This window comes from Chitinophaga sp. ARDCPP14, from assembly GCF_051362515.1.
Taxonomy (GTDB): Bacteria; Bacteroidota; Bacteroidia; order Chitinophagales; family Chitinophagaceae; genus Chitinophaga.
On record NZ_JBKIXB010000005.1, the window covers coordinates 138,154 to 162,331 of the forward strand.

Consider the following 24,178-nt stretch of genomic DNA (forward strand, 5'->3'; position numbering starts at 1 on the left):
ATCATTAACCCATTTTATTTAATTTCCTGTAACATCTCCTTCACTGCCGCTTCCAGCTGGGTATCCTTACCCGCCAGGAATTCTTCATACCGAAGCGGCACCCTGATGTCCGGTTCCAGCTGAAGGTTTTCCGTAGGGCGGCCTTCTTTACCGATAGTGCCAACCATTGGAATACCGAATACCATGGTTGGATCGATCTGTGTTTCCCACCAAACGGCGGTTCCGGTACCGGGTACCGGCATACCGATCAGTTTACCGAGGTTACCTTGTTTATAGATGTATGGGAAGATGAATGCATCGCTGTAGTTCCCTTCGCTCATGAGTACACAGCTCGGCTCCTGCCATTGGCCGGAGGGTTCACCGCCTTTAAGCTTTTCACCCTGTGGCGCAAACTCAAGGTATTTTTTACCACTCAGGAAGTTGTACAGGTCGTCGTGCAGCCATCCGCCGCCGTTGAAGCGGGTATCTACAATCAGGGCTTTCTTATCGCGGTTGCGACCCATTACTTCATCGTATACAGAACGATAGCTGGCGTCGTTCATGCCTTGTACGTGTACGTAGCCTACTTTTCCGTTGCTGAGTTTATCCACCATTTCGCGGGTATTTTCCACCCAGCGTTTATACATGAGCGTACTTTCTTCACCGGCGGATATTGGTTTCACGGTTTCATCCCAGCGGGCTTTAGTATCAGGGTTGTAGATGCTTACCAACACGTTGTTGCCTGCTTTGCGGTTCAGTAACGATGCCCAGTCGGTTTTAGCGGTGATGTTTTCGCCGTCTATTTTTTCAATGATGTTACCTTTCTTCAGTTTGCTGGAGGCTTTGTCGAAGGGACCACCGGCGATGATGTCATCTACTTTGAGGCCATCGCCTGTGGAGGTTTCATCATACAGCAAGCCTAAAGATGCAGTGGCGTCGCCATTCATTTGTTGCGGCGAGTAGCGGCCACCGGTGTGGGAGCCATTCAGTTCTCCGAGCAGTTCGCTTAGCAGCTCTTCAAAATCATAGTTGTTGCTGATATGCGGGAGGAAGCGGGCATAGTTATCGCCATACATTTTCCAGTCGATGTTACGGATCGTAGGATCATAAAATTTCTCTTTCACCTGTTTCCATGCATGCCAGAAAATGTATTTACGTTCCTCGTCCTGGTTCAGCGACAGCTCTGTGCTGATAGACACCGGCGTAATTTTGCCGCTGTTGGCGTCTACCTTTACCACGCTGCCACGGTTACCGACAAAGAGCGTGTTGCCATCTTTGCTTAACTCGATGCTGCCGGGTGTACCGGCTAACTTGGCGAGGATCTTTGTTTCACCGGTTCTCGGCTCAGTCATCCACAGGTCGTAGCCCTTCTCAAAAGAGGCCATGTAATATAGTTTGCTGGCATCTTTGCTCAGCACGTAGTCGCTGATGGAGGCGCTGTTGATAGTAAGTTTTACCTTCCTGTTTTCAAGGTTATTGAAATCGGGATGAAATACTTTTTTCGCGTCAGCAGAATCCTTGGCTTTCAGCGTGGAGTCTTTGGCTGCTTTGCCGCCGGTGGCTTCTTTTTCTTTCAGGAGATTAAATTCGTCTTTCGACAGCTTATAGTTATCATAAGCTTCCTGGTCGAAGAATACGGCGAAGATATCTACTTCGCGGCTGCCTTGTTTGGCAAGTGATTTACGTCCTTCGCGACTGCTGGCCCAGGTGAGCATTTTTCCACCGGCGCCCCATTTGGTACCGCCTTCGCCAAAACCGCTGTTCACGGGGTAAACGAATGCTCCTTTACCATCGGCGGGAATAAGCGTGGCATTTTTCGTGGTGAAATAACCCTGCTGGTCATCTGCAGCTATCCATTTGCCATCGGGGCTCCATTCAAAGCTCCAGTCGCCATCCGAGTAGGAATGGTTACGGCCTGCGGGCAATAAGGTGCGACTTTTACCGGAGGCGATGTTGAATACCTTCAGGACATTGCGGTTTTCTATATAAGCAATTTCTTTTCCATCCGGAGAGAACAGCGGCTGGAATTCTTCTGCTGAGGTGGCGATCACCGGTTCTTCCTTCAGCAGGGTGGCAGCAAAAAAGTAAGGTTCTTCTTTGCGCACTTTGGTAGTTTGAAAGATGTCCCAGTTGCCGTTGCGTTCTGCTGCATAGATGATGCTTTTGCCGTCGGGCGACCACTGCACCATCCTTTCCTGTTGGGGCGTGTTGGTAATACGTTTAGTAAGATTGCCTTCCACGCTGGTAACAAACACTTCTCCCCTGGCTATAAATGCCATTTCCTTACCGTCGGGGCTCATGGCGAACTCGGTGGTGTTGCCGCTCACGGGTACATTTTTCACAATACCGGCCCGTCCATCATTAAAGATGCTTACTTCCAGCTTACGCGGTTGTTCGCCTTCTTTCAGCGTATATATTTCACCGTTATAGGTGAAGCAAAGGGTATTGTTATCTGCTTTGGACAGGTTACGCACCGGGTGTTTGGTAAAGGTGGTGAGCTGCTGCATGCTGGCTTTATCTGTGAGAGAACCTTTGAAGAGGTTCTGTGAGATACCGCCTTTTTCGCTGAGATAATAAATATCGTTGCCATTGCCGAATACAGGTTCCCTGTCTTCCCCAACATACTCCGATACCTTTTCATAACTGCCTTTTGCAATATTCATTACCCAGATATCGCGGGTAACAGAAGATACGTGGTGTTTACGCATCGGATCTTCATATCCTTTCCGGTCCTGGAAGATGACTTTATCGCCTGCTTTGTTGTAATGCGCTACATCGGCTCCTGCGGCGCTGAGCAGTGTGGCGCGGCCACCGGTTACCGGAACGGTATACATGTTCCGGAACAGGCGGTACGGAAATCTTACGCTGGCGGCAGGTGCGTTGCGTGCGCTCCCGAAAAGTACCTGTTTGTTGTCGGTGGTGAAGTCGTACGGAAAATCGCCGGCGCTGTTGCTGGTAACGCGTACCGGTGTGCCGCCTGCGGCGGGCATCACAAACACGTCGAAGTTGCCATAACGATCGCTCGCAAACGCAATGAATTTGCCATCGTGGCTCCATACCGGGAGCATGTCATGGGCTTCATGAATGGTGAGTGGAACGGCCACTCCCCCTTTGGTATCTACCCGGTAAATATCTCCTTTATAGCCAAAGGCAATGGTGTTGCCGTCGGGAGAGATAGAAGGGTTCCTGAGCCATAGGGCATTTTCCTGGGCATAGGCAGTGGCGGCCATGAGGATGGCTGCACATCCGAATAATAATCTCTTCATAAGCGCTGATTAGATATCTGTTGTTAAGCAGCTAAAGAAAGCTGACGCGCCAATGTATAAAAATAACCGCTTTTTATCAAGCAGGATAGTGACCAGTGGTTATTTGAAGGTAAGACGGATAAACCGCGGGCGGTACAACTGTGGCTGGGCGGCCAGCTCATGAAGGAAATTGAACGCATTGACATTGTAGCTGATGAGCAGTTCACCCGGCTTTGATAAGTTGGGGTGCGCCTTGGCGTTATATACAAGGAAATGCTTGTTTTCCTTTGTTTCCGGGCATTCCCATATTTTGATGACCGGTCCGAAAGGCCCGGCAGGACTGAGACCCAGCCGCAGCCCGACTACAGGACTTATACCGTCCACCTGGAAGATGAGGGCATAACGGCCATCCTTCAACGGCGTTACACTCAGTTCATTGGAGGCATGTGCGGTTACCGCAGCCGCCTGTTGAATGTTCGCCGTCCATTGCTGCCCGTTCCAGTAGCGCCATCTTCCGAAATCCTCGATATCCGCTGGCAACACACGGGCTACGAGCACTTCTTTCTGTAATCCCTTTACGCCATAAACGTACACGTAGCCATCCGGGTTGGGCGCGCCTGCCCGGCGGGTATTCACGAAGATGCCGACTCCAAAAGTGATATGCTGACTGCTATCCAACGGCTGAAACAAGGGCGTATCCAGTTGGCGGTGGTTGGCAAAAGGAGGCCGGCTACCGGGCGGCAATACAATAAGGGCATTGCCTGTTTCAACAAAACCGAAAACTTCGCTGCCAATATTGCGAATACGGTATGCTACTATGTAAGTGCTGTTTCCTTTTTCATGATTAACAAAACCGTCGCCCAGCCAGTAATAGTCGCCTTTAACTGCGGCAGGTGTGCGGGGTTCAAACATCGTTGCATCCGAATAGAAGCGGATATTTTTCTCCAGCGGCTCATTACCTTTCAGCATCGCCACGGAATTGTGGATCATGGTTACATCCGACTGAAGTTTGCCATCCCGGATAGTTCCGGTCATGGTGTCGCTGAAAAGCAGCAGGGTACTGTCTGCCGCGCCGGCGGTATCTACCCCATTCACCGGAATGCTGAAAATGCCATCGCCGCCAAACCAGCCGGATTGGCGGATAAAGAGTGCATTCCAGTCGTTCGCCGGCGCCACGCTATAAGACAGGTGCACGGTATCCCTGCTTTGCAGGGGCACGGTGTCCAGGCGGTTTTCCGCGCAACAGTTGCTGATCAGTAATGCCAGTAGCGTTATCATCTCCCGTAAATTTAATAAAAAAAGCCCTTGCAGTACAATATGCTGCAAGGGCTTTAGTCAAACTATTTATTACTACCAGGCGCGGTTACGACCTACATAAATATTCTTCGCGTTATAATAGGTATCTCCGGCGGGGCCATTGCTGCCACTGGAGCCTTCCATCTGCATGTTGATGATAATATACATGGGCTTGCCCACAAAGTTAGCCACATGCATTCCCTTCCATACGTTGTCGATGTAATAATGAATATTCACATCGGTAGCGCTCACCTTAGTGATCCAAACGCGGTAGTTATGCCAGTTGCCGGGAGATGATACACTGGTTAAGATACTGGACACATCCTGCCAGGTTCTGAAAGTATTCTGCCAGTTGGTGGCGTTCCCCTTAAACTCCAGGATATCGCTTTCCGGAGGCCAGCTGTTAACGCCGGTAAGCCAGAAGGCAGGCCAGGAACCGGCTACAGACGGCGCCTGAAAATCTCCTTTTACTTCCCATTCGGGGAACTGGTCGTTGATCAACACCTGTGCTTTAGCATGCACAGCGCCACTATGGTAGTGAATGGGCAGATAAGGGTCACTGCTGCTGTTACCTTCGTTCCAGTTGATGCGGGCGGCCTTAATAGTAAGGACTCCTGCATTCAGGTAAATGTGATTATGGTCTGAACTGCTGCCATACATACGTGCGGTACCGTTATGATCCGATCCCCAGGGATAGAGATAGTTCCAGGCCGCTTCAAAGGCACTGTAGCTGGCAAACGAACTGTTGTCCAGTACGGTTTCCCAGGTGAGTGCAGCAGCTGCCTCTGTTTTGGCCAGCGCTGCATTTTCAACCGGCTGAAGTTTGTCGGACGCCTGCTTGCCGCACGACAGGATCACGGAGCTGCTAAGCGCCAATAGGATTTTCATACTTGTTTTCATAAAGTGGAGTTTTTATGGTGAATAATAAAATACTTCCCTATTTTCCATCCACGCCTATATTGGGAGGTGTTAACAACAATGGGGTCCCATATAGATCTTTTACTGTTTTATCCGGCAATGCGGCGCCCTTGTGCAGGGCAGGCGAACCCGGTTGCAAACGAAATGCTTCCAGCGCCTCCATGCCGTGCATGCCGGTTAACGGCGCTGCCCGGAACTGCGGATCTTTTGAAACCGCCGCTTTATCGGCCGGCCGGTTAAGATGCCTGCCAAAATAAAGGTTGTTGCTGTACACATTCCGTTTGCTTTTATTCATGATGTAGTCTGCCGTGCCGAGGGTATAAAAGATATTGTTGGCAAAATAGGTACTGTCGGCATAACCAAACCAGTTGCCCATTTCTACCAATGTGCTATCCATTTTAATATCTCTTTCTGGCAGGTAAATAACGTTGTTGTATATACGTGTATTTACTACGGGGCCGGTTATATGAAAAACCGGCGCGAAGCCCGCGTGTTTACCGGTGGTGCGCAAACCATCGTTCATGCTAACGTTGTAACGGATGATGGTTCCTTTATTGCCGCAGCTTTGCGGAGCTTTGGCACTTCCATCGTCACATACCAGTACAAAGCCACCGTCGTTATCATGACTGTAATTATATTGTATCACGGTATTATTGCAGTTCCAGTCGGAGTCGAATCCTTGTCCATCCCACGGCGCTTTATGATCGCTTACTTCATTGTATTGAATCAGTGCATTATCGCAGCTCCAGGGCCATATGCCGGCTGCCGATTCTGTATCAGGCAATAAGCGGGGGCTGTCCCGCATGATGTTATATTCCACCAGCACACCGTCGCAGCCGGTAGGCACAATTCCATCGCCGGGCACGCCTTCTATCAGGTTACCGCGGATCACCACATGCTCATTGGGAAACCAGTCTGTTCTGGACCAGTTGCCGTTTACCAGGATGCCGTTGCGTTGACAACGTTTAATGGTACAATCTGCCACCAGGATGCTGTCGAATTTCGAGCGGGTGTGCCGGCCGCCGTTACTGAAAATAATGCCTGCCCCGCCGCCGTCTTTCTTTACCAGGCTGCCGTTTACATCATGCACATCTACATTTTTGAGATAGATATTGGAAGCAATACCGTAGTCGGATAACTGCACCAGTATGCCCGCGCGATGTGCCTTCACATCCGGGCCGTAGTTGGAAATATCCAGGTTACGGATTTCCCAGCCTTCTGCGTTCAACAGGTATAACGTTGCCGGCATTACGCCATTGCCCTGGATGCGTGGTTTGTATCCTTCTCCATACTGGTCGATGGTGATCAGCTGTTGCGCGTGGCCGCTCCCCTGCGGCTTCAGCTGCCCTTCATAAATGCGGCCTGCGTGGAAGCGGATCTGATCGCCCGGTTCAAAAACGTGGCTGTTCACCTGCTGCAAACTGCGCCAGGCTTGTTGTTCCGACAACCCACTATTGGTATCCTTACCCGTAAGGGCATCTATATAATATGTATTGGGCACAGCAGCAACAGCAGGTAAACCCGCCATCATGGAGAATAATACGGCGCTCTGAAAAACCTTTCTAATATTCATTTCAGTTATCTTTTAAAATACATTTACCAGCCTGGTGTTTGCGCGAGGGCAGACGATTTCATTTTCTCCGCCTGTGGTATCGGATACCAGTACATCTTTGGTTGAAACACCCTTCCTTCCACTTCTGCTTTTTCATAAGTAAACGTATTAGCGTTCACACGGGTGATGTTTACACCATACACCGGTGTATTGAACAAGGCTACCCCCAGTTCCCAGCGGCGCACATCCCAATAGCGGTGTTCTTCAAAGGCCAGCTCCACCCTTCTTTCATTGCGCACCTTATCGCGCAGGGTGGCGGTGTTCCATTGACCAGCCAGCAACAGCGGCATCTTAACGGAAGCCCGGTCACGTACCTTGTTGATGGCTTCAAGGGCTGTTAAGCCGAAACCCTGCGGATCCTGACCGGGGCCATATGCCTCGTTCATGGCTTCCGCATAATTGAGATAGATTTCACCAAGACGGAAGAGGATCCAGGTGTGCACGCTGGTTTTATTCTGTACCAGGTCGAGGTTTTCATCCACATACTTTTTCAGGTAATAGCCTGTTTTGGTGGCACGGTCTACTCCCCTGCCTTCACGGCCACCGGTAAATGCCTCTACGGCACGGCCTTTCCACTGCGAGTTATTAAGGATCACGGTCATGGCTAAACGCGGATCCCGGTTATCGTACGGATGCGCTACCTGAGCTGGATTACTCCAGTTAAAAGTGCTACCGTCGGTCATTTCATAGGCATCTACCAGGTTTTGCGTGGGCGTGGTGCCACTGCCGCCGCCATCATAACCAATGGGATAGTTGGCCCGTTCAAAGCCATTGCCGGGTGCATAGCGGTGTGCAAAAATGATCTCTTTGCTGGTGGTGCTGCGGAACAGTCCACGGTAATCATTTTCCAGCTGATACGCATTCAGGTCAATCACCTCTTTTGCTGCCTTTGCAGCGGCTATCCATCGCTCCTGTAAATGTCCTTTGTTATTGAGGCTGCTCGCATAATAAAGGAGCATGCGGCTTTTCAGCGCCAGTGCTGCGCCTTTGGTAGCTCTTCCCAGATCGTTATCGGGAACTGTTACCGCCAGGTGCGCAGCAGCAGAATCGCATTCCGAAGTGATAAACTGCACGCATTCATCGTAGGTGTTGCGGGGCAGGTTGAGGCTGTCCGACAAGGCCAGTGTTTTAGTAATGAGCGGTACGCCGCCATAGCGGGTTACCAGTTCAAAATAAAAGTAGGCGCGCAGAAAACGGTTTTCATAACGCCAGCGCTCCAGGTCGGCCGTCATATTGCGGTAAGTTTGCTGCGCGGTGGCGTCGGGGTTCAGCTTATACATGTTGAGGTCCACATTACCGGATTGTTCCAGGTAAAGATTGGTGCGGCGTATAGCCGTATAAGTGGTATTCCAGTTATCGTCCGGATTTATGTAGGGGTTCCAGCTGCCGTTATTATAGCGTTGAATGGCGCTGCCTTCCCAGGTAAATTCTGCATCATCGGTAGCTGCGTCGAGCATGGCATTATCCAGCCGGTTAAAGCCATCGGGCAAAAAGCCATAAGTGCCTATAAGGAAGTCACGTGTTCTGGCGTAGGAAGAAAATACTTCATCCTTCGTTAGCTCCGTACTTATCTGCCTGTCCAGGAAATCTTTCTTACAGGATGCGGTGATGAGTGTAACTACTCCTGTAAAAAATAACCAAAACTTATATTTCATAACTTGAAATTTTTTGTTGAGATGATGATCATAATTGCACCCGTACACCAGCGTTCATGGAACGCATAGCAGGATATCCGCTGAGTGTTTCAGGATCAGCAAAATGAATATGGTCCAGCGAAAACACATTGGTGGCGTTCACATACAGCCGTAGTTGCTGCATCCGGATGCGCGACAATAGCGAGGCCGGAAAAGTGTATCCCAGTTCAATGTTGCGCAGTTTTATAAAGCTGCCGTTGCGCTGCCAGAAGTCTGTGGAGCGGTAGTTGTTATCATTGGCTGCAGTAGTAAGCCGCGGATAAGTAGCGGTAGCGGCAGTTTCCGGCGTCCACCGGCCCATCGCAATGGGCGCTGCTTTTGCATCATTTACAAAAGCCCATACCAGCGGGCCGGATAACATAATGCTGCGGTTGGTGACGCCCTGGAAAAATGCATCCAGGTCAAACCCTTTGTATTGTACGCCCAGGTGCAAACCGAAAGTCCACTCCGGCAATACAGGTTTGCCAATGGCTACTTCATCATAAATATCGATGATGTGGTCGCCGTTCTGGTCTTTGTATTTGATATCGCCGGGTTTTACCGGTGCGAAGATCTGTTGCGGGCTGTTGTTCACATCTGCCTCATCTTTAAAGAACCCGATAGCCTGTAATCCAAAAGGCTGCCCGATGCTTTGACCGGTGCGGTTAAGATAGGCATAGGGTTGTTGTGCTTCTGCCATATACAATATTTTATTCCGGGCGAAAGCTGCGGAGGCAGTAGCAAAATAACTGAAGCTGCGTTTTACTTCGCTCTGGTATCCCAGTTGCAATTCAAAGCCCCTGTTTTGTACGCTGCCTACGTTTTCGGCTGGCAGGCCCACGCCTATGTAGCCGGGAACAGCGCCGTATCTTTCCGCCAGGATATCTGTTCTCTTTTCGTCGAAGATATCGAGCATCAGGCTGATTTTATTATTCAGCAGCGAGGCATCTATACCAATATTGGCCCTGCGGTCTTTTTCCCAGGTAATGCCGGGGTTCGCGAGACTCCCTTCATCCATACCACCGGCATAATGATTATCCGTGCCAAAGTAATATCCTCCGCCGCTGTTGTAATACTGGCTGTAAGGAAACCGGCGTCCGCCCACCTGGTCGTTGCCCACCTGGCCATAAGAGGCCCGTAGTTTCAGGAAGCTGATCCACTCTGCCTGTTGCAGGAAGTGTTCTTCAGATAAGATCCATCCGGCGGATATGGCCGGGAAAAAGCCAAAGCGTTTGCCTTTGGGGAAATTCTCTGAACCGTTGTAGCCAAAGGAAAAATCGCCGATGTATTTTCGTTTATACGCATACGTTATCCTGCCGGCAGTACCCTGATGTGCATAGGGAACGTTATTACCGGATATGGTATAAACATCCTGCTGGTAAAGTAACAACGCATCAATGCTATGATCGCCGAACGTACGGTTATAGGTAAGATTATACTGGGTGTTGGTGCGTCTCCACTGGTCGTTCACCCCATCGTTTTCCACGATAGTGGTGTTATCACCAAACTTGTTGTAGATGGTGTCTCCTGCCGGGTTCCTGAGTAGTTGAAATACGGCGAACTGCTTGGTTTTATCGTCATTTCCCTGGAACCAGTTATTGAAAGATACTGCTGCACCGGCTTTTAATCCCGGTGTAATCTGATCCAGGACATAGCTGAGGCGCATGGTCGCCTGCAGGCTGCGGGCGTGCGTGGTAGCTACACCACGACCCAGTACCAGTCCTACGGGGTTACCGCGGTATACCGAGGTGCCGCCGTAAGAGTTATCGGGATTGCGTACCGGGAATGCATTTGGCGGTATCAGCATCATATTGTTCCATATTTCCGGGGCGCCAACGCCGGGATAGCTGCGATCCTCCACCCTTCCGGCCAGGTCCAGTGAAGTACTTAAGCGCCGCGTTACTTTAATATCCACGTTGGAGCGGAAATTATAACGCAGGAAATTGGCGTTGGAGCTTTCTTCTCTTTTTTTATCGGTGTTCTTATACAGCCCGGTGTTCTTCAGTACGTTCAGCGATACAAAATAGGTAGCGTTGCTGTTGCCGCCGGTGAGGTTCAGGTTGTACTCCGACATGGGCGCGGACTTCTTCAGCACTTCATCATACCAGTTTACATCGGGATGAAAATATTTATCGTTGCCGCTTTTGTAGGCGTCCAGGTCTGCGGATGAGTACTTGTCTGTTTTACTTTCATTCCGTAATGCCTCGTTGTAGAGGGTGGCGTAGTCGTACGATCCAAGGAAATCCGGCAGTCGCTGCGGACGCTGAAAACCGGTTTGCGCGCGGAAGGAGATTTTAGGTTTGCCGTTGAAGCCTCTTTTGGTGGTCACCAGCAATACGCCATTGGCGCCGCGGATACCATACATGGCAGTAGCGGTGGCATCTTTCAGCACGGTGATGCTTTCTATTTCATCTGCTGCCAGCTGATCAAAAGGACTTTCAAATCCGTCTACAAAGGTAAGGAGTCCTGACCCTCTGTACGAACTAACGCCGCGTATGGTCATGGATGGCGCATCATAGCCTGGTTCACCGCTGCCCTGCATAACGGTGAGCCCCGGTACACGGCCATACAGGCCATTGCTCAGGGTGGCGGCGGCTGATTTCCGTAACACGTTGCCGTTCACCCGTCCATAGGCGCCGGTTACTTTCCACCACGCCTGTTCTCCATATGCCACAGGTACCTGCCGGGAGGTATCCGCTGTTGCCGAGGCAGAGTCGGCAGCAGATTGTGCCAATGCCGCAACGGACAATAGTGTGCCCGTTGCCGTTAGCAAAGCTGTTCTTTTTATTTTATATATGCAGTTCATTGTTTCAGTATTGAAGTTTACAATCGGGCGTGGCGTTACCAGCCTGGGTTCTGGATCATGTATTGTTTGTAGATTTCCACATTGGGGAAAGGATACAGGTACATTTTATCGTTCCACACCCTTTGTTCAAACACTACCTGGTCGAAATGGAATTCACTGCTGCCGGTAATAGGCTTCAATCTCAGGCCATACATCTTTCCGTTCATCACCCCTTCGTCGCCGGCAATTTTCCAGCGGCGTACATCCCAGAAGCGATGTTCTTCAAATGCCAGTTCCACGGTGCGTTCATTTCGTATAGCCGTCCTCATTTCTTCTTTTGTTTTACCCGAAAGTGCAGGCATGCCGGAGCGGGCGCGTACCGTGTTGATGGCAGTATACACTTCCGTAACGGGGCCCTGCGCTTCATTCAGCGCCTCTGCATAGTTGAGATAAAATTCGGCGAGGCGGAATACGGGCCAATTGATGGTAGCGCCGTAGGTTGACCAGGTAACACTGCGGGGCAGGAACTTATGCAGCCACTGTCCGCCGCCACGGTCACCGCCATGCAGGGCAGGTTTGCCATCTGTTTTGATGTACATCTGCACGGCTCCTATTTCGCTATTCCAGTTGGCGCCGTTGTATCCTATTGATTGTGCAAAGCGCGGGTCCAGCGAAGCGTACATGGCATTGGCGTTATCGCCGGATTCCGGCCAGGTTTGGGCACCACCGGTTTTCTTTTCATACAGTTTCACGAAGTTCATTGGCACAGAAATACCATACCATCCTCCGTACATATTCACCGGCATGGTGAAGTTGAAATAGTCGCCATAAATGCCCCACCAGCCGCTCGATTTATTCGCGAGGATGATTTCCGCGTTATCCGGCTGTGACCACACGTACTCATAATTCTTATCTGCGCCAAACTCGGTGATCAGGCGGCAGCTGCCGGTGGGCGCCCAGTCGAGCACTGCTTTGGCGGCATCCGCGGCCTTCTGCCAGCGGGCAGCATCGTAGTTATGATAGCCCACCAATGTAGCGGTAGCGTCGGTGGTGGCTACATATGGGGTGGCGCTGTTGAACAACGGGCTTGCTGCATACAACAGCACGCGCGATTTCAATGACAGCACCGCGCCTTTGCTGATGCGGCCCCGGAGGAAACCTTCCTGTGCAGGCGGCAGCCCGGTTACAGCAGCATCACAATCGGCCACGATGAAATTGATACAATCTTCCAGTTTGTTACGCGGCAGTTTCAGATCGTCGCTATTGAGCAAACGCCTGTCTACAATAGGCACGCCGCCATAACGCTTCACCAGTTCAAAGTACTGCAGGGCGCGCAGGAAACGCGCTTCTGCTTTCAATTGTGTTTTATATTCCGCGGTGGCATCCGGCACACCGTCGATGCGCTCCATAAAAATATTAGCCTTGCGGATGGCTTTATAGTGCGTATTGAAATCATCTTCCGGGTTATCGTTGGCGTTCCATTGCCCTTCGTTAAAACGGTTGGCGCCTGGCCAGCTGTCCGCAATATCCCCTTCATCACAGGCCGCCGCCAGCACACCGGCTACGATGCCGCCGCTGCTCGAAGTACTCCAGCCGGTAGGTAATCCTGAAGGCATGCTGTTGCCATATACATCATACAGAAATGTTTCTGCATTCCTGATCTTTGAAAAGATAGTATCTTCTGTAATATCCACGGATGGCGGCTTCTCAAGAAAATCCCTTGTGCAGGAAAAGAATGCGCCCAGCAGCAGACTTAATATGATATAGTATTTTACTTGTTGCATAGTTTGTATTTTTTAGAACTGCAGATTCAACCCCACGTTGTATACCTTTTGTTGCGGATAAAACTGGCCGCGGCCATCCGGCGCTTCAGGGTCGTATGTTTTCAGGGACGACCAGGTAACGAGGTTCATGCCATTGGCATATACCCGTACGCTGCCGATCTTTGCGCGTTTCAGGATGCCATCTGTAAAGGTGTAGCCAACTTCCACGTTCTTGAGTCGCAGGTAGCTGGCATCTTTCAGCCAGTAGCTGGAACGCTGATAGTTGTTGCCGGCAGGGCTTTGCGACAAGCGGGGAAACGTAATGTTTTCACCAGCCTTATACCGTTCTTCGTTCCAGCGCTCCATGTGTACCGACATTGCATTGCGCCAGTCGGTGTCAAATGGCCATGCCGCCATTTGCTCCAGGTATACGGAAGCTTTGCCGGCGCCCTGGAACAGCACCGAGCAATCGAATCCTTTATAGGCTGCACCGAAGGAGAAGCCATAAATGATTTGCGGGAGCTGCGAGTAACCGATAGGCATCTGGTCGTCGTTGTTGATGACGCCATCACCATTCACATCTTTATAGCGGATATCGCCGGGCTGGAGGGCATCCCTGCCATTGGCGCCGGGCGCATAGGACGACTGTGGTCTTTTTGCGTCATTGATCTCGTCCCAGGTATTGAACAATCCTTCTGCCACCAGGCCAAAATACTGTCCTACCGGGTTACCGGTTTCGTTTTGATAGGCGTATAAGCGCGGAGCTTCATCTTTAAATTCTATTTTATTACGGGCAAAAGAGTAGTTCGCTTTTACCCAGTAGTTCACTTTGCCAGCATAGTCGTTGTAGCCGGCATCCAGTTCAAACCCTTTGTTGCTAACCCTTCCCAGGTTATACGCTGGCAGGTCGCTCACTCCTACAATGCCCGGCACGGCGCCGCGCATAGCCAGGATATTATTACGTTTTTCCTGGAAGTAGTCGCCGGTGAAAGACAACCTGTTGTTCAGCAATTTCATTTCAAGGCCGATGTTGGATTTCTTGGCTCTTTCCCAGGTGATATCCGGGTTACCGAGTTTGCCTTCATAAGAACCGCCATACCATTGGTAAGAGGAACCTACTTCGCCGAAATTGTATCCACCGCCGTATGCGAAAGAAGAAGGAAGGTAGAGGAACCGGGAGCCGCCATTGAAGATATCGGAGAGTTTATCGTTGCCCACTTCTCCATAAGATCCTCTTACTTTCAGGAAAGTGAGGTATTTATTTTTTGGAAAGAAAGGTTCATCAGAAGCTACCCAACCCAGGGAGTAAGCAGGGAACCAACCAAATCTTTTGCCCTCGGGGAAGTTTTCAGAGCCGTTATAACCCATGTTAAACTCCACCAGGTAGCGGCTTTTGAAGTTATAGGTCACGCGTGCCGCCATTCCGAGGTAGGCGTTGGGTACTTTATAGGTGAGCGTAGGTGCATAGGCTTTACTCTGATTATACAGCAGTAAGCCGGTAACGTTATGCGATCCAAAACTGCGGTTATAATCCACTGCCAGCTCACCATATATTTTGCGGCGCTTGTCGTATCCTTCGCTGAAGCCGAGGGTGGTTTCTTCGCCCTGCGGCACATAGAGGATATTACCGGCGTTGGCCGGGTCTTTTACAGCGAGGTAGGTAACGTTGTTTTTAGAGCGCCTGATAGAGTGGCTGTACCAGCTATCGTAAGCGATGGTACCACGGGCCGATAATCCAGCCGTTATAAAATCCAGTTTGTGGTTCAGGATAACGGAAGAATTCACATTGCTTTTAAACAACTGCTGGTAGCCTGCGTTCAGCATGGTGAGCAGCGGGTTCCTGCCGTTTACGGCGCCGGAGATTATAACCAGCTTACCATCTACAATACCAGGACTGCTGAAAGGATTAGCCGACAGCACATCGAAGAAGATATCACCGGCAGATTTGGCCGGGTAATTCTGATTCTCTACCTGTCCGCCGAGGTTTACTTTTACGGTAAACAGCGGGGTTACATCAAAATCGAAATTAGAGCGGAAGTTATACCGTTTGTATTTTGGATTGGCGCTGAATTCGGGGTTATAGTCGGCATAGCGGTAAGCCCCGTTCTGTTCAAAATAGCCGCCTGAAATAAAGTATCTGGCCAGCGAGGTACCGCCGCTGATATTCAGGTTGTGCTGTGATTGAAGGGAATAAGGTTTCAGCATCATATCAAACCAGTCGATGCTGGGATGAAACACGGGGTCCTTGCCGGATTTAAACAATTCCAGGTCCTCTTCCGTAAAATAAGGCTCCTTGCCGTCGTTTTTGAGCGCTTCATTTTTCAAGGTGGCATACTCATAGCTGCTCACCATTTTGGGCAGCTGGGTAGGGCTTTGCCGGCCCAGGTTGGAAGTTAAGCTCAGCTTGGGAGGCCCCATTTTGCCGCGGCGGGTGGTGATCAGGATTACGCCGTTGGCGCCCCTCACACCATATACCGCTGTAGAAGAGGCATCTTTCAGGATATTGATGGTTTCTATTTCGTTGGGATCTATCTGGTTGATGTTGGAGCGTTCAATTCCATCCACCATGATAAGCGGGTCTGACCCGGAGCCGGCATCCAGTGTGCCGATACCGCGGATCTTCAGGCTGGAACCATCCTGGCCCGGTTCGCCGCTGCGTTGTACCGCAATAAGGCCTGGCAGGCGACCCACCAGCATGTTGGATACGTTGGCAACGGGGGATTGTAACAGGTCTTTTGTACCGATGGACGCCACAGCGCCGGTAACGGTTACCTTTTTCTGCACGCCGTATCCCACCACCACCACTTCCCCGAGGTTCTTTTCGTCCGGCTGCATCTTTACATTTAAAACTGCTCCGCTGCCCAGCGATACTTTGCGGGTAATGTACCCGATACAGGAGAACACCAGCACCCGTTTGCCCTCCGGCACATCGATGCGGTAATTGCCATCCGAATCGGCCGAAGTGGATTTCTGGGTGCCCTCCACCACGATGGTAGTGCCTATCAGGGCGCTGCCTTTTTCATCGGTTACCTTACCAGTAATGATGACGCCGGCCGGTTTAACGGCGGCAAAGGTAAAGAGAGGTAATGAGGTCAGGGACAGGAGGACAACATAAGTTATCCGTAAAAAAGACCGCACACTACAGTAGCTTTTTTTCATAACGTTGGGTATTGACTTTTGAGAATGACGTGGCTGTATGCCCCGCATTACATTGGTTGACAGGGGTAAAATTCGGATGAATCATCCTGAATCATGGGGGAGAGATTCGCCTATTTAGGGGGAGAAATTGGGAATAAGGCGCTAATATTCAAGGGATTTTGATTCCGGGAGATAGCAATTCGCATTTCTATCTCCCGGAAATTTATACCTGCTTCTGGTTATCAAACTTTTTACGGTATTTCCGGATATAGGCAGATGGGTTCATCTCGAACACCTTACAAAATTGCTCCCGGAAATACTTCATGTCGTTAAATCCTACCTGGAAGGCGGCCTCATTTACATTGCACCCGGTATTAATGAGCAGCTCTGCTGCTTTCCTCAACCGGATGAAACGGATAAACTCATTTACGGAGTGGCCGGAAATGGATTTCACCTTTTTATAAAGGGTGGAGTGGCTGATCCCTATTTCGAGGGCGAACAGTTTGATGTTGAAGTCGGGGTTATCGAGATGCTTCTCGGTAACAGCAATACAACGGTGCAGGAACTCCTTGTATTCTGCTGATATTTTCTGGTTGCCGGTGTTCAGCGTGATTTCCTTGTAAAAATATTGCTGCAGGGTGTTGCGGCTGCGGATAATATTGGTAATGCGCGCTACGAAGAGGTCTTTGTCAAATGGCTTGCTGAGATAGTCGTCGGCCCCGCCTTCGATGCCTTTTAATTTTATTTCGGGAGAAGAGCTGGCCGTAAGCAATACCACAGGGATATGGCCCAACGCCGGATCCGACTTTATCTGGCGGCACAATTCAATACCGCTTTGTCCTTCCATCAGCACATCGCTGATAATGATATCGGGCAGGTGGCGGCTGGCCAGCTGGTAGCCTTCCCCTCCTTCTGATGCTTCATAAATATTGAAGGTAGCCTTGAAAATGCTTTTGATGTAGTCGCGTATCTGGCCATTGTCGTCTACAATGAGCATGCTGGGGCGGGGCGACAACAACACGTCCAGGGTATCTTCCGCAGCAGCTTCTTCTGCTTCCATCAGTGCCAGGTCATCTTCTTCCACCAGTTCTTCCAACAGGGATTCCATTCCGGCGGCTTCTTCAAAAATCGTATAGCCCTGCAGGTGGTCCCTGCCCTTTTGCAGGGTAATCGTAAAGGTGGTACCGTTGCCCGGCTCACTTTCATATGCCACGGTACCTTTGTGCGCCTGTACAAATTTTTTAACGAGATATAATCCTATACCGAAGCCATTTTTCAGGGAGGTATCTTTTTCTGATACCTGGTAAAAGCGTTCAAAGAGTTGATTGCCTACCTGGCCGGGGATGCCACAACCACTGTCGGCAACACGGATGACAATACCTTCGGGGAGATCTGACAGCGAAAAATGGATGCTGCCGCCGTCGGGCGTATATTTAAAGGCGTTAGACAACAGGTTAAACAAGGCCACTTCTATTTTCTCGCGGTCGGCGTATGCCATTACCTGTTCCGCGTTACAGGTGAAGTCGAACTGCAGTTTCTTCATGCCTGCCTGGTGAGTAAAGCAGAGGTACACTTCCCGGCAGATAGCGGCCATGTCCAGGGGCACAATTTTCAGCTGGTCCTCTTCCTGGTCGGCCTTTCTGAACAGCAGGAGCTGGTCTACCAGGCTCAGTAAGCGGCGGGCATTGCGGTATACGATGGTGAGGTCCTTGCTTTCGATTTGCCTGCCATCGCTGTAAAGGAGTTCTTTTACAGGATTGATGATCAGCGTGAGCGGGGTCCGGAATTCATGCGACACATTGGTAAAGAACGAGAGCCTTTTTTCATGCACTTCTTTTTCTTTTTCAGACCTGATATGCGACAGTTCTATTTCATACCGGAGGCGGGCCTGCCTGCGCTGGTAAAAGCGATAGGCGTATAAAAGGCCGCCGGTGAGCAAGGCATATATGATGTATGCCAGCCAGGTGCGGTACCAGGGAGGCAGCACTTTAATTTTTATGATCCGTTCCTGCGGATTCCAGATGCCATCTGCATTGGTGCTTTTTATACGGAAGGTGTAATTGCCTTCATGCAGGCGGGTATAGTTGGCGGTTCGTTGTGCGTTCACATAGTTCCAGTCGTTATCCCAGCCCTCCATATAATATGCATAGGCAATCTTATCCGGGGAAGAGTATTCCAGCGCTACATAGTCGAGGGAAAATACGGCCTTATCATAGGGCAGCACCAGTTCATCAAGATAACTTAGCGACTGGTGGCTGCTTTTGGCATGTTCCGGATCAAATGGCGTGTTGGAAATACGTAGCCCTGCGATAAGCAGCGGCGGGAAGTCGTTTTTTTCCGCGATGGCGGCAGGGTCAAAAATGTTAAACCCTTTGATGCCGCCAAAAAGCAGTTCTCCGGACGACAGGCGCAATGATGCGTTGTAGTTGAACTGGTTGCTTTGCAATCCGTCGGACTCATAAAAGTTTTTACATTGCCTGGTGGACGGGCTGTAGCGGCAGATGCCGTTGTAGGTGCTCATCCACAGGTTTCCTTTGTTATCTTCTTCAATATTCAGGACAGCGTTATTGGGCAGTCCTTCCTGTTCTGCGATGGTAGTGGTTTTACCGGTGCGGCGGTCAAACTGCACGAGTCCTCCTCCTTCGGTGCCTATCCAGAAATGGCGGGCATTATCTTCGCAGATCGCCCGGACGTTGAAGTCCATATTATAATACTGGTGCTGCCGGTTTTTCGTGTCCGCTTTTATGAGCCTGTTGAAAGTGCCCAGCCAAAGGTCGCCGGCTTTATCTTCCGCGATGGTGATAATATCGCGGAGGCCGGGATCAAAACACTCGAAGCGGTTGGCAGTTTTGTTCAGACGGTAGATGGTGCCTCCCATGCAGGCGCCCGCCCATAGGTTATCCTGACTGTCGAGATAGAGTTTCCAGATGAACTTATCTTCATAACCATTAAGACTGCACGGGTATTTTTCAAAGGTATGCGTTGATCTGTTGTAGCGGTTGATTCCGCCGCCGAAGGTGGCCACCCAGATATTATTATCCTCGTCTTTTACGATACTGGTAACATTATTATTACTGAGTGAACCGGGGCTATTGGCTTTGTGGACAAAGGCGGCATAGGTGTTTTGTTTCCGGTTCCATACAGAGATCCCGCCGCCGTCGGATCCTATCCAGATATCTTTATTATCATCTTCACAAAATGAAAAAGCAAAATTCGCTGCCGGGCTATTACCGGGTAAGGGATTGGGGGTGATGGTAGTAAACCGGGATTTCTGTTTATCTATAATATTAATGCCTCCGCGCAGGGTACCGATCCATTTGCGTTGGTCACGATCTTCATACACCGCATACACCGCGTTGCTGGTAAGGGAAGATTTATCTTTACCGGTTTGAAGTTGCCAGGCAGTATCTTTTTGTGCGGGCATAACAAAAATACCATCTCCATCGGTGGCGACCCATAGCTGCCGGCTGGCGTCAATCGTTAAGCTGATCACTTTACTATCCTGCCGGCGGGTGGCCGCTAATGACCGGGAAAGGTTATTGGTGGCGGGATTGTAAAGGTAAACGCCTTCGTCGGTGCCCATCCATAATTGCCCGGACGCATCAGCGATCAGGCAATTTCCTCTTTTCTGTTGTCCGTTTACCAGGATGATCTGCTGTTTATCTTCATCATAGCGGCAAAGTCCTACGTTTTGTACAATAAGCCAGCATTGCCCGCGGGTATCATTCACGATAGCGGGAACGTTGTTGTTGACAATGGTATTGACACCTGCCAGCGGGATTTGCCGGGCGAGGTTGCCAGCTGGCGGATAAACAAGGAGACCATGATTGGCGGTGCCCATTAGCACCAGTCCTTTCCGGTTGGTGACGATGGTATATACTTCTGAAGAAACGGGCAGGGTATCGCCTTTTGTCCAGCTGCGGTAATACACCGGCTGGAATACGCCTGTTGGACTATTCAACCGGTTCGCACCATGTTTGGTACCTACCCACATATAGCCTGTAGAATCTTCTGCGATGGCAACGATGCGGTTATTGATCAGGGAGTTCGGCACTTTGAGCTGCTGCCGGCTTACTTTGAAGCTATAGCCGTCGAAACGGTTTAGTCCATCGTAAGTTCCAAACCACATAAAACCATACCGGTCTTTATGTATGCAGGTAACGGAATTATTGGACAGTCCCCGCTCAATGCCGAGATGACTGATAGGCTGTTGCTGTGCCCGCGCTTCACTGCGTATGAGCAGCATTGCCACGACCAGGGATATTACGCTAACCAGAATATGAGTACGTGAATTGGTATAGATCACTGCTTTCTTCTTTGAAGATGCTGTTTAATAGGCCTCTTCAACTAAGGTAGCAATTAAATGTAAACCTGACAATAATCGGATCCCCTAATTTCCGGCAATGCCGCGTCAGAACATGGTACCAAACACGCGGTCCCACAGCGTAGAGCTTACGCCAAAACCCAGTTCCTCGTTTTTATAGTGATGCAGGTGGTGGTTACGCCACAAGGGCTTCAGCCATTTGAAAGGTGGCGCCCAGGCGTGGATGGCGTAGTGCATGCTTCCATAGGCAAGGTACCCGGAAATAAAGCCCGGGAAAAATACCCAGGCGGCGTTGTGCATCAGTAAATAAAAGACAGCAAAAAGAAAGGAAGAAATGATAAGGCTTGGCACGGGCGGCATAAACAGCCGTTGGCGGTCGCGCGGATATTCATGATGATTGCCATGCAGGGTATAGGTGACTTTCCTCGCCAGCGGATGTTCGCTGACCCAGTGAAAGATAAACCGGTGAGCGAGGTATTCAAAGAGTGTCCAGCCGGTTACGGCGGCCAGGTAAATTGCGCCAATTTCCCACCAGGAATAATGTAATGAAGTGCGGCTGTAATATATCATGTAGCTGATTACGGGCAGATACATCCCGAAGATAATGACGGGATGGGTTTTTGTAAGGAACTCCAGGTACCTGTTACTGAAAATCTGCGCCTGACCTTTGTTGTGCACTTTTTCAAATTTCATATGCGGCTGTTTTATGCGTAGCATCCGCCGTAAAAATGCAACAGCAAAGGTTTACGGCCATCTATTTTATCATGAGCTGCGGATTTAAGGGGTTGAATTGTTGAAAAAAGGGGTTTACCCGGAGGAGCACAACCGGCTATTATTACGTTTGAATTTCATAACTTTGGCGCTATGAAAGCAAAGGAAAGTGTAGCCTCCTTTTTTGAATTACATGGAAAGGAATATCCAAGTGGACAGTTCAGTGTAAACCGGCTGGAGGAATTTGGCTGCAGTGCTACCAATTTGCCTTCCAACAGGAGGGATTTTTATAAGATCTCGCTCATTATACAGGGCGGTGGTATTTTATCTTATTCAGATAAAAGTATCCGTATAGAAGGCGCCTGTCTTTCTTTCATGAACCCGATGATCCCTTACTCCTGGGAACCCACTACCAACGTGCAAACCGGCTATTTCTGCCTGTTCCAGGAAGACTTTATAGATGCGCATTTGAAGAATGGAAGCCTTGCGCAATCGCCGTTGTTTAAAACCGGCGGCAATCACATCTTTTTTCCTGATAAAGAGAAAATGGATTTTCTGCGGCAGATATTTGAGAACATGCTGCGGGAGATGAATTCCGGTTATGCCAACAGGCAGGAATTGCAGAAAAGCTATGTGCAGATCATTATGCATGAAGCGCTGAAGATGCAGCCACCTGAAACCTATTACCAGGCGGGCAATGCCTCCCAGCGGATCAGTGAATTATTTATCGCTTTGCTGGAAAGACAGTTCCCTCTTGATCCGCCCCACCAGGTGATCCGGCTGAAAAATGCCAATGAGTTTGCCGAACATTTATCTGTTCATACCAATCACTTAAACCGGGCGTTAAAGGAAACCACCGGAAAAACCACTACCGAGTGGATTTCGGAGAAAATAACCGCCGAAGCAAAGGCGCTGCTGCTGCACAGCAATTGCGATATTGCGGAAATCGGTTACTGCCTGGGCTTCGAGCATGCTTCCAACTTCAACATCTTCTTTAAAAAACAAGCTGGTCAAACGCCTAACCAGTTCCGGAAGGCAACTGTTTCCATTTCATAACTACCTGTTTGATTCGCATAATTCCGGGCGTACGGTGCCGGCTATCTTTGTGTCATAAATAAAAATATATGGCACAGGAAGCATTAAAAGACAAAGTAGCCCTGATTACAGGAGGCACTACCGGTATAGGTTTGGCAACAGCTGAATTATTTCTGCGCAATGGCGCCAAAGTGGTGATTGCAGGACGCCGGGAAACAGAAGGACAAAAAGCATTACAGCATTTACAACAGATCAGTTCCGATGTACATTTTATTGCGGCCGATGTGTCGCAGGGCCCTGTTGTGCAAAAGCTGGTAGTTGATACCGTGACTCGTTTCGGGCAACTGGACATTGCCTTTAATAATGCGGGTATTGAAGGCCGGTTTGGGCTGATTGAAGATACACCGGAAGAAGAATTTGATAAGGTGATCGGCATCAATTTAAAGGGTGTGTGGTTATCCTGCAAATATGAAATTGAGCAATTCAAAAAACAGGGTACTGGTGGGGCGATTGTAAATACTTCGTCGTGGCTGGCCCGCGGAGCGGGAGCTGGTTCGGGTGTATATTCCGCCAGCAAAGCGGGTACCGATGGCCTGATCCGGGCGCTGGCGATTGAAACAGCGGCGGCGGGTATCCGGGTAAATAATATTCAGCCGGGTTATATCCACACGCCGATGTTCGACCGGTTTTTCCCTACGGAGAATGCGGAAGCTTTACAGGAGCCTTTTAAGAAACATGCGCCTATGGGCCGTTTTGCGAAACCTGAAGAGGTGGCTGAACTGGTGTTGTGGCTGAGCAGTCCGGCAGCATCGTTTGTTACCGGGGAGAGCATCCTGGTAGATGGCGGTTTGGCTATTGGCGGTCAACGGTTATAAGCATCAGGGGGCTGTCTTTACCGGCAGCCCCTTGTTATACCAGCATCGACGGCGCCACGCCAAACGTCTTTTTAAAAGCAAAAGAAAAATGTGACAGGTCTTCAAATCCTACTTCCAGGTATACATCCGATATTTTTCGTCCTTTTTCCTTGATGAGATAGTAGGCTTCCTGGAGTCGTTTCTGTTGCAGCCAGCGGCTGGGCGAGGTATGAAAGATCTTTTCAAAATCGCGCTTAAAGGTAGCCAGGCTTCTGCCGGTTAAATAGGCAAAGCGTTTCATTTCTACATTGAAGTGATAGTTTTGCTGCATAAAAGCCTCCAGGTCTATTTTACCTGGTTCTGTAAAATCGAAGAGAATATTTTTGAGTGCCGGATCTACTTTCAGAAGGATGAGGATGGCCTCTTTCAGCTTCAGTGCAAACAGGTGATCGTTGCCCGGTTCATTCAGCTTCTCGTAAGGCTGTAAGGAGGCAACATAACTTTGCAGCAGCAGATGGGCTTTCAGTTCCATCACGGTTTCGCTGTCCACCTGTTTATCCGCTGCATAGCCATATTCCATACTGAAATTACGGAGCGTGGTTTCATCGAGATAAACGGAGATTGTTTTAAACTCACCATTTTCCGGTGGTTGTTTGAAGAATTTGAGCAGCTTATTCCGCCTGCAGAAACGGAAAGTTCCCTCATCAAAAGTTTGATTGCGTTGTCCATCGTTGAATGTGATGGCGCCCGCGATCTGGTAACTGAAAACGTGTACCGGAACAAACTGTTCTCCTTCCCTGCTCCTGTTTACGTAACAGGAATAAACAATTTCCTTCGACATAATA

13 protein-coding genes are annotated in these 24,178 nt (G+C 49.8%); 2 read left to right on the top strand and 11 right to left on the bottom strand.

Going from position 1 to position 24,178, the window contains the following annotated elements; genetic code table 11:
• Positions 1 to 14: 14 nt before the first annotated feature.
• The 10 genes from ACLHR0_RS15645 to ACLHR0_RS15690 form a co-directional block, all read right to left on the bottom strand.
• A complete protein-coding gene (locus tag ACLHR0_RS15645; protein ID WP_436487759.1) occupies positions 15 to 3,245 on the bottom strand; it encodes a S41 family peptidase in 3,231 nt (1,076 codons plus the stop codon).
• A 99-nt stretch (positions 3,246 to 3,344) separates the two neighbouring features.
• On the bottom strand, positions 3,345 to 4,502 hold the full coding sequence (locus ACLHR0_RS15650; protein ID WP_436487761.1) for a DUF4185 domain-containing protein: 1,158 nt from the start codon (positions 4,500 to 4,502) through the stop codon (positions 3,345 to 3,347).
• Positions 4,503 to 4,574: 72 nt separating this feature from the next.
• Positions 4,575 to 5,420 (bottom strand): glycoside hydrolase, encoded by an 846-nt coding sequence (locus tag ACLHR0_RS15655; protein ID WP_436487762.1) that lies wholly within the window; start codon positions 5,418 to 5,420, stop codon positions 4,575 to 4,577.
• Between the two features lie 37 nt (positions 5,421 to 5,457).
• Positions 5,458 to 7,011, bottom strand: coding sequence for a right-handed parallel beta-helix repeat-containing protein (locus ACLHR0_RS15660; protein ID WP_436487764.1), 1,554 nt, complete (start codon positions 7,009 to 7,011; stop codon positions 5,458 to 5,460).
• 23 nt (positions 7,012 to 7,034) lie between these two features.
• Positions 7,035 to 8,705, bottom strand: a complete 1,671-nt coding sequence (locus ACLHR0_RS15665) for a RagB/SusD family nutrient uptake outer membrane protein (protein WP_436487766.1) — start codon at positions 8,703 to 8,705, stop codon at positions 7,035 to 7,037.
• A 28-nt stretch (positions 8,706 to 8,733) separates the two neighbouring features.
• Entirely contained in the window at positions 8,734 to 11,529 is a 2,796-nt protein-coding gene (locus ACLHR0_RS15670) for a SusC/RagA family TonB-linked outer membrane protein (protein WP_436487767.1), read from the bottom strand.
• A 35-nt stretch (positions 11,530 to 11,564) separates the two neighbouring features.
• Positions 11,565 to 13,292 (bottom strand): RagB/SusD family nutrient uptake outer membrane protein, encoded by a 1,728-nt coding sequence (locus ACLHR0_RS15675; protein WP_436487769.1) that lies wholly within the window; start codon positions 13,290 to 13,292, stop codon positions 11,565 to 11,567.
• 12 nt (positions 13,293 to 13,304) lie between these two features.
• A complete protein-coding gene (locus ACLHR0_RS15680; protein ID WP_436487771.1) occupies positions 13,305 to 16,430 on the bottom strand; it encodes a SusC/RagA family TonB-linked outer membrane protein in 3,126 nt (1,041 codons plus the stop codon).
• 202 nt (positions 16,431 to 16,632) lie between these two features.
• Entirely contained in the window at positions 16,633 to 20,655 is a 4,023-nt protein-coding gene (locus tag ACLHR0_RS15685) for a hybrid sensor histidine kinase/response regulator transcription factor (RefSeq protein WP_436488240.1), read from the bottom strand.
• Positions 20,656 to 20,820: 165 nt separating this feature from the next.
• The gene (locus tag ACLHR0_RS15690; protein ID WP_429049040.1) at positions 20,821 to 21,426 is read right to left on the bottom strand and encodes a sterol desaturase family protein; all 606 of its coding nucleotides are present in this window, start codon (positions 21,424 to 21,426) and stop codon (positions 20,821 to 20,823) included.
• A 171-nt stretch (positions 21,427 to 21,597) separates the two neighbouring features.
• On the opposite strand from ACLHR0_RS15690, the gene ACLHR0_RS15695 reads away from it, so the two are divergent.
• Both ACLHR0_RS15695 and ACLHR0_RS15700 read left to right on the top strand, forming a co-directional pair.
• Complete coding sequence (locus ACLHR0_RS15695; RefSeq protein ID WP_436487773.1) at positions 21,598 to 22,500, top strand: AraC family transcriptional regulator; 903 nt, start codon at positions 21,598 to 21,600, stop codon at positions 22,498 to 22,500.
• A gap of 68 nt (positions 22,501 to 22,568) precedes the next feature.
• The gene (locus ACLHR0_RS15700; protein WP_436487774.1) at positions 22,569 to 23,354 is read left to right on the top strand and encodes an SDR family NAD(P)-dependent oxidoreductase; all 786 of its coding nucleotides are present in this window, start codon (positions 22,569 to 22,571) and stop codon (positions 23,352 to 23,354) included.
• 34 nt (positions 23,355 to 23,388) lie between these two features.
• Here the strand turns inward: ACLHR0_RS15700 and ACLHR0_RS15705 are convergent, their stop codons facing one another.
• Entirely contained in the window at positions 23,389 to 24,174 is a 786-nt protein-coding gene (locus ACLHR0_RS15705; protein ID WP_436487775.1) for a helix-turn-helix domain-containing protein, read from the bottom strand.
• Positions 24,175 to 24,178 lie beyond the last annotated feature (4 nt).

Excerpts from the sequence above, each read along its gene's own strand:
- ACLHR0_RS15645 (WP_436487759.1), bottom strand. The coding sequence starts at position 3,245 with ATGAAGAGATTATTATTCGGATGTGCAGCCATCCTCATGGCCGCCACT.
- ACLHR0_RS15650 (WP_436487761.1), bottom strand. The coding sequence starts at position 4,502 with ATGATAACGCTACTGGCATTACTGATCAGCAACTGTTGCGCGGAAAAC.
- ACLHR0_RS15655 (WP_436487762.1), bottom strand. The coding sequence starts at position 5,420 with ATGAAAACAAGTATGAAAATCCTATTGGCGCTTAGCAGCTCCGTGATC.
- ACLHR0_RS15660 (WP_436487764.1), bottom strand. The coding sequence starts at position 7,011 with ATGAATATTAGAAAGGTTTTTCAGAGCGCCGTATTATTCTCCATGATG.
- ACLHR0_RS15665 (WP_436487766.1), bottom strand. The coding sequence starts at position 8,705 with ATGAAATATAAGTTTTGGTTATTTTTTACAGGAGTAGTTACACTCATC.
- ACLHR0_RS15670 (WP_436487767.1), bottom strand. The coding sequence starts at position 11,529 with ATGAACTGCATATATAAAATAAAAAGAACAGCTTTGCTAACGGCAACG.
- ACLHR0_RS15675 (WP_436487769.1), bottom strand. The coding sequence starts at position 13,292 with ATGCAACAAGTAAAATACTATATCATATTAAGTCTGCTGCTGGGCGCA.
- ACLHR0_RS15680 (WP_436487771.1), bottom strand. The coding sequence starts at position 16,430 with ATGAAAAAAAGCTACTGTAGTGTGCGGTCTTTTTTACGGATAACTTAT.
- ACLHR0_RS15685 (WP_436488240.1), bottom strand. The coding sequence starts at position 20,655 with ATGCTGCTCATACGCAGTGAAGCGCGGGCACAGCAACAGCCTATCAGT.
- ACLHR0_RS15690 (WP_429049040.1), bottom strand. The coding sequence starts at position 21,426 with ATGAAATTTGAAAAAGTGCACAACAAAGGTCAGGCGCAGATTTTCAGT.
- ACLHR0_RS15695 (WP_436487773.1), top strand. The coding sequence starts at position 21,598 with ATGAAAGCAAAGGAAAGTGTAGCCTCCTTTTTTGAATTACATGGAAAG.
- ACLHR0_RS15700 (WP_436487774.1), top strand. The coding sequence starts at position 22,569 with ATGGCACAGGAAGCATTAAAAGACAAAGTAGCCCTGATTACAGGAGGC.
- ACLHR0_RS15705 (WP_436487775.1), bottom strand. The coding sequence starts at position 24,174 with ATGTCGAAGGAAATTGTTTATTCCTGTTACGTAAACAGGAGCAGGGAA.